At 59.2% G+C, this 13243-nt stretch carries 17 protein-coding genes; 4 read left to right on the top strand and 13 right to left on the bottom strand.

The genetic code is table 11. From position 1 onward, the window contains the following. Nucleotides 1–49: 49 nt before the first annotated feature. The 6 genes from flhB to flgB form a co-directional block, all read right to left on the bottom strand. Nucleotides 50–1126, bottom strand: coding sequence for a flagellar biosynthesis protein FlhB (flhB, locus tag RH950_RS07080; RefSeq protein ID WP_350055107.1), 1077 nt, complete (start codon nt 1124–1126; stop codon nt 50–52). Nucleotides 1127–1182: 56 nt separating this feature from the next. Next, on the bottom strand, nt 1183–1947 hold the full coding sequence (gene fliR, locus RH950_RS07075; RefSeq protein WP_350055105.1) for a flagellar biosynthetic protein FliR: 765 nt from the start codon (nt 1945–1947) through the stop codon (nt 1183–1185). A 15-nt stretch (nt 1948–1962) separates the two neighbouring features. Next, nucleotides 1963–2229: a flagellar biosynthesis protein FliQ gene (gene fliQ, locus RH950_RS07070; protein WP_350055103.1), complete on the bottom strand. Its 267-nt coding sequence runs from the start codon at nt 2227–2229 to the stop codon at nt 1963–1965. Between the two features lie 93 nt (nt 2230–2322). Then, nucleotides 2323–2628, bottom strand: a complete 306-nt coding sequence (gene fliE / locus RH950_RS07065) for a flagellar hook-basal body complex protein FliE (RefSeq protein ID WP_350055101.1) — start codon at nt 2626–2628, stop codon at nt 2323–2325. An 80-nt stretch (nt 2629–2708) separates the two neighbouring features. Then, nucleotides 2709–3119, bottom strand: coding sequence for a flagellar basal body rod protein FlgC (gene flgC / locus RH950_RS07060; RefSeq protein WP_350055099.1), 411 nt, complete (start codon nt 3117–3119; stop codon nt 2709–2711). A 29-nt stretch (nt 3120–3148) separates the two neighbouring features. After that, the gene (flgB, locus tag RH950_RS07055; protein ID WP_350055097.1) at nt 3149–3556 is read right to left on the bottom strand and encodes a flagellar basal body rod protein FlgB; all 408 of its coding nucleotides are present in this window, start codon (nt 3554–3556) and stop codon (nt 3149–3151) included. A gap of 98 nt (nt 3557–3654) precedes the next feature. Here flgB and RH950_RS07050 point away from each other — a divergent pair, with 98 nt between their 5' ends. From RH950_RS07050 to fliP, 4 genes are all read left to right on the top strand, one after another. Next, nucleotides 3655–4089, top strand: a complete 435-nt coding sequence (locus RH950_RS07050; protein WP_350055095.1) for an EscU/YscU/HrcU family type III secretion system export apparatus switch protein — start codon at nt 3655–3657, stop codon at nt 4087–4089. Beyond that, nucleotides 4086–4418 carry a hypothetical protein gene (locus tag RH950_RS07045; protein WP_350055093.1) on the top strand — a complete coding sequence of 111 codons (333 nt, stop codon included), beginning with the start codon at nt 4086–4088 and terminating at the stop codon, nt 4416–4418. The genes RH950_RS07050 and RH950_RS07045 overlap by 4 nt, the downstream gene beginning before the upstream one ends. Nucleotides 4419–4534: 116 nt before the next feature. Next, complete coding sequence (locus RH950_RS07040; protein ID WP_350055091.1) at nt 4535–4873, top strand: FliO/MopB family protein; 339 nt, start codon at nt 4535–4537, stop codon at nt 4871–4873. Continuing rightward, nucleotides 4870–5646, top strand: a complete 777-nt coding sequence (fliP, locus tag RH950_RS07035; protein ID WP_502889736.1) for a flagellar type III secretion system pore protein FliP — start codon at nt 4870–4872, stop codon at nt 5644–5646. Before RH950_RS07040 ends, fliP begins: the two co-directional genes overlap by 4 nt. Before the next feature lie 36 nt (nt 5647–5682). Here the strand turns inward: fliP and RH950_RS07030 are convergent, their stop codons facing one another. The 7 genes from RH950_RS07030 to RH950_RS07000 form a co-directional block, all read right to left on the bottom strand. Continuing rightward, nucleotides 5683–9360, bottom strand: a complete 3678-nt coding sequence (locus RH950_RS07030) for a tetratricopeptide repeat protein (RefSeq protein ID WP_350055089.1) — start codon at nt 9358–9360, stop codon at nt 5683–5685. Then, nucleotides 9360–10076 (bottom strand): OmpA/MotB family protein, encoded by a 717-nt coding sequence (locus tag RH950_RS07025; protein ID WP_350055087.1) that lies wholly within the window; start codon nt 10074–10076, stop codon nt 9360–9362. The genes RH950_RS07030 and RH950_RS07025 overlap by 1 nt, the downstream gene beginning before the upstream one ends. A gap of 8 nt (nt 10077–10084) precedes the next feature. After that, nucleotides 10085–10729, bottom strand: a complete 645-nt coding sequence (locus RH950_RS07020; RefSeq protein ID WP_350055085.1) for a hypothetical protein — start codon at nt 10727–10729, stop codon at nt 10085–10087. A 3-nt stretch (nt 10730–10732) separates the two neighbouring features. Then, entirely contained in the window at nt 10733–11194 is a 462-nt protein-coding gene (locus tag RH950_RS07015; protein WP_350055083.1) for a protein phosphatase CheZ, read from the bottom strand. 43 nt (nt 11195–11237) lie between these two features. After that, nucleotides 11238–11627: a response regulator gene (locus RH950_RS07010; RefSeq protein WP_350055081.1), complete on the bottom strand. Its 390-nt coding sequence runs from the start codon at nt 11625–11627 to the stop codon at nt 11238–11240. Between the two features lie 190 nt (nt 11628–11817). Then, nucleotides 11818–12447, bottom strand: a complete 630-nt coding sequence (locus RH950_RS07005; protein WP_350055079.1) for a MotE family protein — start codon at nt 12445–12447, stop codon at nt 11818–11820. Between the two features lie 230 nt (nt 12448–12677). Next, nucleotides 12678–13235 (bottom strand): DUF6468 domain-containing protein, encoded by a 558-nt coding sequence (locus tag RH950_RS07000; RefSeq protein ID WP_350055077.1) that lies wholly within the window; start codon nt 13233–13235, stop codon nt 12678–12680. Nucleotides 13236–13243 lie beyond the last annotated feature (8 nt).

Raw genomic sequence — 13243 nt, 5'->3', positions numbered from 1 at the left:
CACCTGCGGAACGGTTGAGGATAGCTGCCTTTCCCCACGCCGCTCTTATTTATAGAGAGATGTTCGCGGGCACGTTTGATTTGTTCATCTTGAACACATAGCTGATCACTTCTGCCACGGCCTTGAAATACTCCTCCGGGATTTCCTCGTCGATCTCGGCATTGTCGAACAGTGCCCGCGCGAGCGGCCGGTTCTCGACGAGAGGAACATCATTTTCCGTCGCGACTTCCCGGATTTTGAGGGCAACAGCATCCATACCCTTGGCAACCACCCGTGGCGCGGCCATGACGTCCATCTCATACTTGAGGGCCACCGCGAAGTGAGTCGGGTTCGTGACCACGACCGTCGCATTCGGAACTTCGGCCATCATCCGTGTTCTCGCCCGCTCCATCCGCAGCTGACGCAAACGTGCTTTCACATGCGGATCGCCTTCGGTCTGCTTGTGCTCGTCCTTCACCTCCTGCTTGGACATCCGCATCTGCTTCATGAATTCGTAGCGCTGGTAGAGATAGTCGACGGTGGCCATCACCCCGGTTATCGCCAGGACTCCGACAAACAGTTTGATTGCGACCCAGTGGGTCTCGTTCAGCAGTTCCGTGATATCCATCTGCACCATGAGCTCGATGCGGCTGAATTCCGGCGACACGATCAGGTAGGCGACGAAACCGACAAGCATCATCTTGACGACGCCCTTCAGTAGTTCGACCACGGATTTCAGGCTGAACAGACGTTTTGCCCCGGCGATCGGCGAAATCTTTTCAAGCTTTGGCATGATTGCCTGTGGTGCGATCAGCCAGCCGATCTGCACGAGGACCCCTCCGGCAGCAAGCACGACAAGCAGCCCAAGCGGCGCCGCCATCGCGAGCCCGACATTCAGCAGGGTCTCGAAGAGCACCGGTCCGGGAGCACTCAAGTCAATGCGATCAGGACGTTCAATCAAGACCAGAAGTGCGCGACTCATATCCGTCAGCAGATAGGGACCGATCAGGCCGACGATCAAAGTTGCGCCCAGCAGAACGGAAAAATTGTTCACCTCTTTGGAGCTGAGCGTTTGTCCCTTCTCGCGCGCTTGAGAGAGTTTTCGCGCAGACGGTTCTTCTGACTTATCGCCATCGTCGTCGGACATGCTACCGGCTCCGAAAAACTCGGCCGCCGCAGCTCCCTTGCCGCGGCGCCCCCAATTCAGATCGGGGTCAAGTAACCCCCGATATTCGCACCATAATACTCTAAAAACACCATCATGGCCCCACTCAGAACCAGAGAGAGCACAAACAGTCCCATGACCACCTGGATTGGCAGCGCAACGAAGAAGATCTGCAACTGCGGCATCAGCCGCGCCATGATTCCCATCACGATATAGAAAAGCAGTCCAAGTACGATGAAGGGGGAGGCAATCTGAATGGCAATCTCAAAACTGTGAGCAATGATCTTTGAAATTGCGTCCGCAAAATCAGCAACAGGAAGCGGCGCACCGGGCGGAAACAGAGAATAGCTGTCGATCACGGCCCGGATCAGCAAATGATGCAGGTCCGCCATCAGCAGCATCAATGTCGCGATGTTGAGCAGAAAGAATCCGGGCAAAGAGCCTTGCGTGGCAATCGCCGGGTTGAAAATCTGCGCATTCGACAGGCCTGTATTCATCGCAATCACCTGCCCCGCAGTATCAAGGGTCAAAAGCAGGATTCTGGACACGATTCCGAAATAGAGGCCGATGATCAACTCGAAAAAGATCAGCCGGACAAGGTCAGGGGTACTTGGCGCCAGCGGCAGCGTATGGCCAACAACAGGCGCGACGATGAGGCTCAGCCCCATTGCCAGGATCAACCGGTACCGGACGGGAACAAAGGTCTCTCCGACGCCGGGGATCAGCATCATTGTTCCGCCGATCCGGCTCAGAACCAGCAGGATGATATAGACCTGGGCCGGAAGAAAATCTTCAAAGGGCATGGTCTCGCGCCATCCCTATCCGAGCGATATGATCTTGTCGGCAATCGACTGCATGAAGGCCGTCAGCGTGTTCAGCATAAACGGCAGGAAGAAAACCAGGCCCCCGAACACGATGATGATTTTCGGCACGAACACCAGGGTCATTTCCTGCAGCTGGGTCAAGGCCTGAAAGAGCGAAATCAGCAACCCGATGGCGAGGCCGAGCAGCATGATCGGCGTCGCCATTGTCAGCATCGTTATCACAGCCTCACGGCCGATTTCGAGTGCATCAGCTTCGTTCATCGCCTCGTCCCGGACAACAGATGCAGCCCGGCAATATCTGCCGGGCAATTAATGACTGCGCGATTATGTCCCGAAAGACAACCCAAAGGACCATCAAATCGGCATGCGGATGATTTCCTGGTAGGCCTGAACCATACGGTCCCGCAAGGTGACGACGGTCCGCAAGGTGATATCGGCACTGTTGACGGCCTGCACCACGTCGGTCAGCTCCGCCTCGCCGGCGATTCCTTTCATGGACATTTTTTCGCCGGCATCCATGGTGCCGACGGCATCCTCTGCGGCCTGTTTCACAAAACTGGCAAAATCGGTCCCGACCATGTCAGCCGATTTCGGTCCGTCGGCGCCGGGAATCTTGCCCATTCCGGCAGCCCCGAGCACATTTCCGATATTGCCTACCATGGAGATCTCCATTTCCGTTCAAGCCGATATTACGTCGAATCGGCCGTTCTTGCCAGCTCTGCCCGGCGGCCGCGAAGAGCCTAGCCGCGCAACAGATCGACGGTACGCTGCAGCATGTTGCGCGCCATCTCGATGGAGGACAGGTTTGCCTCGTAGGTACGCTGTGCCTCGCGCATATCCATCATTTCAATCAGGCTGTTGACGTTGGGTCGACGGACATAACCGTCTTCGTCTGCGAGCGGATGGAATGGCTCATAGCCAAGCTCGAATTCCGAATCGTCGCGCCCGATCTTGGATACGCGCACCATTTCGGCGTCTTCACCCCGGTTGACATAATTCTCGAAGACGATCGTCTTCCGGCGATAGGGGTCTTCCCCTTTGACAGAGCCGAGCGAGTCAGCGTTCGCCACGTTCTCGGAGATGACCCTGAGGCGTGTGCCCTGGGCCCGCATGCCGGACGCGGAAATCTTGATTGCCGAATTGAGATCCATGACGGTGTCTCCTTCTTACCTGTGCACGCTTACCGGTTGCCGCCGAGGGCGGTACGGAACATGCCCACCTGCTTGCTGTAGAGGTTCAGTGCGAGGTCGTACTGCAACTTGGTATCCTGAACAGCGATCATCTGCTCTTCCAGAACCACGCCGTTACCGTTCGGGCTCGCCTCGTAGACCTCTTTATAGCTCGATTTATCAATACGATAGTCGCCGCGCGGAGCGGTCCCGGTGAGATGACTGCCTTCCGTAACCGCAACCGGAAGCTTGCTCACTTCCTCAACCTGCCGCTTGAAGTCGATTGGCGTCAGGTCTTGCGACCGGTAGCTCGGAGAATCGGCGTTTGCGATATTCTGCGACAACACGGACTGACGCTCGGAAAGCCAGTTCAGTTTCTGCTGTGCCATGTTCATCAGTGTCAGATTGGTGATCGACATATCGAACCTCGCTTGCGCACTTTCTCGTCCTGCTCCGGGAGCCCCATGGCGCCCGCAACAACAAAAGCAAACATCATGCCAAGATTGCCGTGTTTGGCTTGGATCACGGCTGGCATATACTCCGCGACATGACGGATCGCTCGCGGGACCTGACAAAAGTTTCAATAACCAGCGCGGAGCTGCCCACCGATCCGGGGGGCCAGCGGACGGCGGCGGAACGGCGTGCCGCCAAGGCCCGGCGCGAGGCCAACGCTATGAAAGACCGCCAGGTCGCTATCGCGCTCGACCATGATCCGGGAGGTGAAGAGGCGCCGCGTGTCATTGCCAAAGGCTACGGCGAGCTCGCGGAGAAAATCCTGCGTCTTGCCTTTGAGAATGATGTGAAAGTACGTAAGGATTCGGACTTGGTTCAGATCCTGTCGGCAGTCGAAGTCGATTGTGAAATTCCGGTTGAGGCCTTCGCTGCCGTGGCTGAGATCCTCACCTATGTTTACAGTGCCAATGAACGGATTCGTGTCGAGGAACAGAAATGACATCCGACAAGTCTGAAAAACCGGCGGACCGGCTGGCATCGGTCCGGGCGCGTCTTGAAGCAACACTGCAGGACCCGTCCACGGCAGTTTCCGGCGCGCTATTCGGACTTGAAGCAGACGTCGCCTCGATCTGTGCGGCAATCCCCCACCTGCCGGCCAAGGAGGCGCATGCGCTCGCCCCGGACATGAAGCATGTCATCGGACTTCTGGAACTGCTGTCAAAAGCCATGGCCGAAAAGATAGAAGAGCCCCCACCAGTATCCGATTCCGCCAATCTGCGACGACAGGCAGCAGCAGCCTATGGCCGCCGCGGGCCGCGCAAGGGCTGATCGCGAATGCCCCGAAAACCTGGAACTCTGGGCCGCTGCCCGGTGCCTTGCAGCTCACCCACCTCAAGACCGGGTTGCTGGTTCCCATCCGCAACGCCTTGTGAAATGCTTCGGCCATGGGGTTAGAAATCTATGTCAGGCTGTTCTTTGCCTTCGCTTTTACAATCGGCCTGATCGGTGCGGTTTATTGGCTTGCCCGACGTTACGCCGGCAAACTGGGGATCGTGCGCCCGCATGCCGCCGGGCGCCTCTCAGTCATCGGCCAGATTTCCCTCGACGCGCGGCGGCGGGTCATGCTCATTCGCTGCGACGGACGTGAGCATCTCTTGATGCTTGGTCCGAATAACGACCTGGTCATCGAGTCCCTACCCGCAAGCGGAAGCAGCGGTTTTCAGGCTGCGCTGAAGACGGCCGAGTCCGCCGAAAACCTGACGAACACGGGAGAACAGCCATGAGACGGGTTGCATTTGCCCGCCGGTGGCCTTTCTGGGTTGGGTTGTCTGCAGCCGCATGCATTGCCCTGGCCTGCCTATTCATGGCGCCGGAAGCGTTCGCACAAAGCCTGACACTTGATATCGGCGAGCCGGGCGGCTCGACAACGGCGCGGTTGATTCAACTTGTCGCCGCGATGACGCTTCTTTCCATCGCGCCTGGGATCCTCGTTACGGTTACGTCCTTCACCCGGCTGGTGATCGTACTGTCCCTCCTGCGCACGGCGCTCGGCACACAGCAATCTCCGCCCAATATCGTTATGATCAGCCTCGCGCTTTTTCTGACCGGCTTCATCATGGCGCCAACTTTTGAAAAAGCATGGCAAGACGGTATCTCCCCGCTGATCGAGGAGCGCATTGACGAGTTCGAGGCTTTTGAGCGGGCGGTCGAGCCGTTCCGGGTCTTCATGCTCAGTCAGGTCCGGGACAAGGATTTGCAGCTTTTTGAGGATATCGGCGGCGTCGGAGCCGGTGAGGTAGGCGCAAACGCTCCGCTGAAAGTCCTGGTCCCCGCCTTCATGATCAGCGAGTTGCGTCGCGCCTTTGAAATCGGCTTCCTGATCTACCTGCCCTTCGTCATCATCGACATGGTGGTCGCCTCGATCCTGATGTCCATGGGCATGATGATGGTGCCGCCGATCATCGTCTCCCTGCCCTTCAAGCTGATCTTCTTTGTTCTGGTAGACGGCTGGTATCTGATTGCCGGCAGCCTCGTACGAAGCTTCGGCGCCTCCTAGACCAGCCTTCCGGGACCATTCGCGCCATTTGAGCGACTAGTTTGTCGCACTCAGCGGCTTGTCCTTCAGACGGTCCCGATAGGAACTCAGGAAGGCCTGAAAGCGCCCGATTTCACCAAATCGATCGGCCAGAGTCCGGAAATCGTCAAGCTCACCCTCTGTCTTGTTGGTAATCAGCCGGAAGGCTTCGCGGAACGGCGTGTTATCCATTTGCTGCGTGAAGATCTGACGGACGCGGCTTAACTGGTCGATATTGTTGCTCAGCGACAGGGAGACTGCCCAGTTCAGGATCAGTGTGGCCGACAGCTCGTCAATCCGGCGGCCATCCTGCCCCGATCTCCCGACCAGGCGTTCGAAAACTTCGCCGGCCTGGGCCCAGCGCTGGGTTCGCCAGAAAATGTCTGCGCGCAACAGGTCCGCATCCCGGCTTTGGTCGCCGGACAGCAGTCTCAATGCCCCGTCCGCGTCACCCAGCTCAAACTGCGCCCGGGCGCGAAGACGCTTGCGCTCCAGTGCCAGGTCGGCTCCCATGCCCGGAGCGACACTTTCATCAAGCGCGGAAAGAGCTTCTTCGGGCCGGCGATCCAGCAGTCGGATCAGCGCAAGACGCGCCCCTACCCTCGCTTTGTCGCCTCCCTGCAGGCGGAATTTCACCTGCCGCTCCAGCAGGATGGAGGCGCGGTCAAGCAAATCAACCTGAACAAGGCGATCTGCAAGGCGTTGAATAATCACGTCTCCCCGGGCCCCGACAGGGGTCAGTTCACGGAACTGGTCGTAGAGCGACAATGCCTGGATCGGCGTCATCTTGTCGGCTTCACCCTCGGTGAAAATTCTGGAAAAGGCGTCCGTCATCTCTTCGGCCACCTGCTCCGCATAGAGGTTATCCGGGAAGAAGGTCACGGCTTCACGCAACGCGTTGAGGCCCTCGACATATTCATTTTCTTCCAGATAGAGCTTGCCCAGCTCGCGCAGCAGATCGAACTCGACCTGGTCTCCCCGCCACGTGTAGCGCAGGCTTTCCAACCCGGCGATGGCATCCAGACGACTGATTTCACCCGCCCGCAGACCATGCTCGATCAGCGCCCGCTCGGACCGGACGCGTGACCAGCGGTCCAGTCCCACGGACAAGCGGCGCCAGTAGTCGAGCGCCGAGTCCACGTCGCCCGATGCGTAAAGCACCCGACCCCGCAAATAATTCAGACGGGCCTGTTCGCCCGGTGTGGGCTGACCGTCCGCGACCACATCGATAAAGGCGCCGGCCCCGCGATAGTCACCGGCCCGGATTGCCGCCTCCGCCGCCAGCAATGCCATCTGCGTCGCGATGTTTCGCGGGTAGCCGCCCGGAATCTCGCCGGCTCGCGCAAAATGCTCGACGGCTTCCGGCCAGCGTCCCTGAGACGCCTTCGTCGCACCGCGCCACAGCTCAGCCTCCGACAGGCCGCTCAGATTGCGGTCCATCAGGTCTTCCTCGGCCTCCTTGTAGCGCCCCAGCATGAACTGGGCCGCACCACGCAACGCTTTCACGTCCGGTCTCCGGGAAAGATCCTCATCCTCGGCTTCGATTGTGCGCAGCAAGCCCATGGCTTCTGCCGAAAGCCCATGCGCGAAATAGAAATGAGCCAGTTCGAGGCGCGGACCGCTGCGCGCGATACTGGTGGCCTCCGATATCCGCCTCTGGACCGCCTGCTTTTCCCGCAAGAACTGATCCGTGTCGCCTTTCCGCCAACTGCTGAAATCGAACACCCGGCCAGGCGGCAGGCCGGGCGGCAGGCCATCGATCCGTTGCGCCACCTGATCGTCCGTCGATTGCTGGACGTTGCGCGAGATGGCCAGACCGCCGAGTTTGGTGATGGCAACACCATCCGGCAGAGACCTGATGGTAACGTCATCGGCCAAAGGCTGAACGACGACACCCTGCGCCGAATTCAGCAGGTTGAATTCGGCGAACTGCCGCAGCCCGTCAACGCCGCGGCTGAGTGATGCGACCGGCACAACAAACAGCTGATCGCCGATCTCCGGATCCCGGATAATGACGGTCGCGCCGTGATCCTCGAGCGGAATGAAGACACGCGGTCCCTGCGCACTGACAAGCTGGGTATCAATCCGAAGCGGGACATCCGGGCGACTGTTCTGCGGCCGGAAGTCAACAATCCAGACGGCATTGTCCCGCCAGACCCTGGGATTGACCCCTTCGACGATTGGGAACCGGACCGCCGATCCTCCGGAGACCGGTATTTGGACTTTTTCGCCAAACAACTGATATTCCGAGCGATTCAGGCCAGCCAGATCAAAGCGGGCGGGCGCACCGAAAACCACCCAAACATATCCGGCGCGGGCAAAAACTGCGGCGGAGACGGGCTGGGTCCACTCGAAACGAACCGAGACGATGTTGTTGTCCAGCGTCGCGGTGACCGGGATCGTCGGCCCTTCGATAATCCCCTGATTCCCGCTGGTGAGGCTTGCGACCAGAGACTCGCCATTTTGCATCAGGGTCTTCAGATCAGTATCCTGAAGTCTGGTCGCAGTTCCGAACGCTTCGGGTTCCACCTCAGACGAGCGACCAGGCGCTGTCTGCTGCGCCCGTGTCGCTGCCACGGAGGGCGTCCCGGTGACCGGCTCGGCAGCGAGTTGCTCCGGGTCGGTTGCGGGAGTCTGCACGTCACTCCCGGCAGCATCACCCTGCGGCGCCGTCTCTTGCGCAGCTGACGCAGGCGGCACCGTAACACCAGCCGGTGTTCCTGCCTGCGGATTCAGACCGAACTGGGCGGCAACCTGTTTCGCAGAGTCTGTCGCCTGACTTTCCGGAACCGCGGCCGTCACCGGCTCGACAGGGGCAGCACGCGGCCTCGGTACGGCAGGTTCTGCCGATGCCGCCGCCCCAGTTCTGCTTGGTTCACCTCCGGTCACCACATCGACGACGACCCGTGTCCCGTTGGTAAAATGCCGAACTCCGGCACGGGCCTGGAGCGGAATCGTCACGTCAATGGCATTGCTGCCCGGAACCGAACTGAAGCTCTTGAAGCGTTCTGGAATAAAGCGCCTGACCGCCTCGTCATCAATCCAGGCCGGATTCTCGAACCGGATGATCGCGCGGTCCGGTTGTTCCGAAACGCTATAGGACGTTTGCTGCGTCCAATCGAAAACGAAGCGGTAGAAATTATCATGCGTCCCGGTCCGCACGGACAGCTCGGGAACGTTCGGGGGACGCGGTCGAGGCGCTAGCGGAGCGGGAGCTGCGGATGCCGGTGCCGCGGGCGCCGACGATGCGCGCGGAGCGGGAGCGGGAGCGGGAGTGGGCGCCGGTGTGACCGCCGGCGCCGGCGCATTCCTGTCAAAGAAATCCAGGATAACCGACGTTCCGACCCGGTTTGAACGAAACCGCGGATTGCCGACAAGATCGATCAGAACCGTCCTGCCATCGCTGTCGAGGCTTACACCGGAAACAAATTTCCCGACACCGTTCGCCACTGGCCCAAAATCGGCCGCCACCGAACGGTCAAAGACCACAGCCAGCGTATTTCCGAATTTCTGCGCCGCGTAACCGACCCGCGCCGGCCAATCGAACCGGAGACTATCGACACCATTCGCGCTTCCGCTCGATATGCCAACAGTCTGGGCTCCAGCCGGGGCCAATGTCGCCAGCACCAGACAGAGGGCGGCGACGGCCCGGATGACGGCCAGCCGCTTCAGCGCGAAACCAGCGAGCTGCCGCATCATCGCCGGTCCCTCTCGTGATAGATCACAAGATCGACCCGCCTTGCCCGGCGATATTGATCTTCCAGCGGCAATGATGTGTCGATCTCCCCGAATTTTCCGTCAGCAGCACCTCTGACCTCGATCGGCTTGCCGTATCCGAACCGCCGAAGCGTATCAGCTACGGACAGGGCGCGGGCCAACGATAGATCCCAATTCGAACGGAAGGATCCGGACGGTGCAGTGAAGGGCCTGGGATCCGTATGGCCGACAATGTCGATCCGGTTGTCGATCTGCGTGAGTGCGACAGCAAGATTGAAGAGCGCACCTTCACCAGAAGCCTGCAAAGCCGCGGATCCGGGCCGAAAGAACACATCACTGGCCACGGAGAGGACAAGTCGCCCGTCCTTCGCAGCAATGGTCGCATCCCGCAAAATAGCGTCCCGGGACATGGCCGCTTCGAGCAGACGCCGGAGATACCCGAGATCGAATCCCGGTCCCGGATCTTCAGATTCGAAGCTTTCCGGCATCGGGGCTTCCCGCGCCCGAATCTCCGAATCGGATGAAAATGTGGATCTGAGGGAGGCCGTGAATGCCTCCCATTGCGGCGCGTCGGGCGAGCTCATTGAAAATAGCAGCACGAAAAACGCCAGCAGCAGCGAGACCAGATCGACGAAGGTCAACATCCAGGTCACGCCCTGCTTGTTGTTCCTGCGACCGTTCCGCCGTCGTGTCACACCATCCCTCATGGGACCCGGCGTCCTTCCGGACCAAGATGCACGGCAATACGTACCGTGTCCGGACGGGGGAGCGTGCGGAACCCGATCGAGACGCTTGCCCGGGGCGTCCCGGAAGCAATCATGATTTCCGCGAGTCTGGCCGCTCTCTGCCGGGACAGGATCATTTCAGAACCCGGGGTCGGGGAATCGAACCAGAACCGGATTTCCGCCTCGTCGCGCGCTGTCTTCAACGCAAGCACAGCTGAGACCCGTTTTGAAAACTCGCGAAACTCAAGCACCGGATCAACACGGTCGCCATCGAACAGGTGTCCCGTTTTGAAATCGATGAAGAACGGGTTTCCGGAGAGTTCTCGGACCAGGTCGGTTTCGCTGAGGAGAGCGTTGAACGCGGACAGAAATTCCTCGCGGAGCCCGTCACCATCGACCTGGTCAGGCACGCCCTCGAAAACACCCACGCCGGTGCCGCCCTCAAGCACCGATGCAAAGCTCGCACGCACACTGTCCAGCACGTCGTTGCTCTTCCCGGACTCCCGGGTCGAGATCGAATTGAGAAAAATGAAAAACGCGAGGAGGAGTAGGAACAGGCTCAGAAACAGCGGCAAGCTGCCGAGCTGGCTTGCACCACGCGTCTTGTCTTCGCCTTGGGCCATAGACTACTTGCTGAGTTGGTCCATCAGCGCATCAATTTCTTCCTGGGTCTTGGCATCGGAAGGCAGCTGAGGACCGTTCAACAAACCCTCTTCTGAGAACGGTTCACTAGCTGATTTTTCTACATTTTCCGGGTGTTTGTCACGATTTCTTTTCGCCTCGGATGAAGGAGCGTGGCCCGTATGGGTCATTACCGCCTCAACACGGTCCGCGACGCCATTGAGTGTCTGGTGAATGCGGCCGACGCGCTGGCCGGTCAAATCCTGGAAACCGCAGGCTTCGAAAATCTCGATGATAGCTTCGCCGACCGCCTCGGAGACGTTCTCCGGCATGCCGGCGCGCAACTCGTCGATCTTCTCGACAGCCGTCAGAATTCTCTCGGCGGCTTCCTCGGCGACCAACGCGACGGCATCGAGTTCCCGTGACGCTTCCGGAAGAAGATCGTCGCGGATTCCGTTTTCAGTCATCAAACCACCCCGCGATGTCGCCGAAACCGGCGTTTCTTCGTGATCAGAAAGCGCCGATAACCGCCGTCATTTTCGTTTTGAGTGTCGCTGCATTGAACGGCTTCACAATATAGTTGTTCACCCCGGCCTGCTTCGCCGCAACAACGTTCTCGGTTTTGCTTTCCGCCGTGATCATGATGAACGGAGTGTTTTTCAGCTTTGCATCAGCCCTGACTTCCTTCAGCAGTTGAAGGCCTGTCATCGGCTCCATGTTCCAGTCGGAAATCACGAGACCGTATTCGTCGCCGCGCCGCAGAACCTGCAAAGCAGCGCTTCCATCGGTTGCCTCGTCCACATTATTGAAACCAAGCTGCTTAAGGAGGTTCCGAATAATGCGCAGCATTGTCTTATAGTCATCGACAATGAGAATCCTCATGCCCTTGTCGACCGCCATCGGCACATCTCCACTTTCCATAAAATCCGGACTAGGCCGGGCTTTCAATTAACCAACACTCAGACACTAACGTGGATCTTGTTAAAAGGACGTTAATGCCTGAATTAATGATGGAATACTGCTAATTGCATGGGCGCGGCAAGCAAAGTCTTATGCCGGCGTCAGGAACTCAGGGCCATAGGCGATTCGTCTAGTTCGTGTTCGGGATGGTTCTGCGTTCCGCAATCCGCGAGGTCACTTCTTTCGCTTTTTGCGGCCGCATGTTGGCCAGCAAAGACGCCGACTTCGATGCCTTCATTCGATCAAAGACCTTGAGAAGAATATCCATATCGAGCTCGTCAAAGATACGGGCCGCATCTTTTGGCTTCATTTTCTCGTAAATCTGAACGAGGCCTTTGATTTCTTCTTCTTCCTGCTCGTTATAGGTCTTAATCAGCCCCTCAATTTCGGTGCGGACCTTCTGCAATTCGACGATCTTCTTGTCAATCCGGTCCTCCGCTGCGGTCAGGAGGCCCTCTTTCTGGATCACGGTCTGCTCGCGCGCATCCAGTTCCTTGCGCCGTTTCGACAAATCCTGCAGCAGCTCAATCTCGGAGCGCGTGAACAGCACCGGATCAAGCGGTTTGTCATCTTCGCTTTTTGCCGGCTCCGTCGCTTGCGCCAGTTGCTCGGGCTGCGGCCCGGAGCCCTCGGCATTGGCCGGAGCGGGACTGTCAGCCTCGGCGAATGCAGCGACGCTTACGGGGGAGCGTCCGTTTTTCAGAGTATCCCAGATACCGACGACTTTGACGCTGATCAGAAGCGCGGCAACAAAAACCACGACTGGCAGGACACGGATAAAGGCACCGGACCGCCGCATCCGCTTCCGGGCGGCTCCAGCCTGCCGCTGTTCACGTGCAACCGCGGTGTCTCCCGCAGCGCGTCTTTGAGCCGCCGGCGCCTTACCTTTGACAGCCTGGCCGCCCTGGATGCGGGCGGCGTTCGGCGTCGCCGTTTGTTCGACCGGGTCGGTTGGTGGTGCAGCTTTCCGTCCGCGTCTGTCATATGCCATCAGCGTGCGTTCCTCAGTGCTTTCAGGAGCTCTTCCTCAGCTTCCGAACGGGACGGGCCAGAAGCGGAAGCCTCACCCGCTGCCGGACGCCCGGCGCCCGCCCGTCCCTGCTCCTGATTTCGTCCAGTATTCTGGTCCCGTCGGCTCGCCTGCGCCGGTCTCTTTGCACCGGTTGCGCGCGCCGGGTCTGCGGCGGCCCTGGCAGCTGGTGCCTGCGCCGCGACCACCTTGGTGCCTTCACTCACGGACGCAAGCCGGCTGGAAACGATATCGGCACGCTCCACCAGAAAAGCAAGTTCATCACGCAGGGCTTCTGCCTTCGAGGCCGATTCCCTGAATACGGCCTTGCCGTTCTCGCCGGCATTGCGCAGCCCGGCGGTTGCCGCTTCGGCCCGGGCGCAGGCGACATTCAGTTTGTCGACAAAGACTTCCATCTCGTCGTGATTGCCGCGCAAGCGATTGAGTTTGCGGTTCAGTATCATCGCGTAAACGATGGTAGCCAGAAGCAGCAGGACCAGAAAGCCGTCGAGAACCAGAGGCAAAGTCGTTTCAATCATGCTGCCCG

The organism is Nisaea sp., from assembly GCF_040217065.1.
In the GTDB taxonomy this organism is placed as follows: Bacteria; Pseudomonadota; Alphaproteobacteria; order Thalassobaculales; family Thalassobaculaceae; genus Nisaea.
This window is presented reverse-complemented; position numbering and strand designations above follow the sequence as displayed.

What these genes read in the sequence shown, in the direction of transcription:
- flhB (WP_350055107.1), bottom strand. Translation starts at nt 1,126, where the DNA reads ATGTCCGACGACGATGGCGATAAGTCAGAAGAACCGTCTGCGCGAAAA.
- fliR (WP_350055105.1), bottom strand. Translation starts at nt 1,947, where the DNA reads ATGCCCTTTGAAGATTTTCTTCCGGCCCAGGTCTATATCATCCTGCTG.
- fliQ (WP_350055103.1), bottom strand. Translation starts at nt 2,229, where the DNA reads ATGAACGAAGCTGATGCACTCGAAATCGGCCGTGAGGCTGTGATAACG.
- fliE (WP_350055101.1), bottom strand. Translation starts at nt 2,628, where the DNA reads ATGGTAGGCAATATCGGAAATGTGCTCGGGGCTGCCGGAATGGGCAAG.
- flgC (WP_350055099.1), bottom strand. Translation starts at nt 3,119, where the DNA reads ATGGATCTCAATTCGGCAATCAAGATTTCCGCGTCCGGCATGCGGGCC.
- flgB (WP_350055097.1), bottom strand. Translation starts at nt 3,556, where the DNA reads ATGTCGATCACCAATCTGACACTGATGAACATGGCACAGCAGAAACTG.
- RH950_RS07045 (WP_350055093.1), top strand. Translation starts at nt 4,086, where the DNA reads ATGACATCCGACAAGTCTGAAAAACCGGCGGACCGGCTGGCATCGGTC.
- RH950_RS07040 (WP_350055091.1), top strand. Translation starts at nt 4,535, where the DNA reads ATGGGGTTAGAAATCTATGTCAGGCTGTTCTTTGCCTTCGCTTTTACA.
- fliP (WP_502889736.1), top strand. Translation starts at nt 4,870, where the DNA reads ATGAGACGGGTTGCATTTGCCCGCCGGTGGCCTTTCTGGGTTGGGTTG.
- RH950_RS07030 (WP_350055089.1), bottom strand. Translation starts at nt 9,360, where the DNA reads ATGCGGCAGCTCGCTGGTTTCGCGCTGAAGCGGCTGGCCGTCATCCGG.
- RH950_RS07020 (WP_350055085.1), bottom strand. Translation starts at nt 10,729, where the DNA reads ATGGCCCAAGGCGAAGACAAGACGCGTGGTGCAAGCCAGCTCGGCAGC.
- RH950_RS07015 (WP_350055083.1), bottom strand. Translation starts at nt 11,194, where the DNA reads ATGACTGAAAACGGAATCCGCGACGATCTTCTTCCGGAAGCGTCACGG.
- RH950_RS07010 (WP_350055081.1), bottom strand. Translation starts at nt 11,627, where the DNA reads ATGGCGGTCGACAAGGGCATGAGGATTCTCATTGTCGATGACTATAAG.
- RH950_RS07000 (WP_350055077.1), bottom strand. Translation starts at nt 13,235, where the DNA reads ATGATTGAAACGACTTTGCCTCTGGTTCTCGACGGCTTTCTGGTCCTG.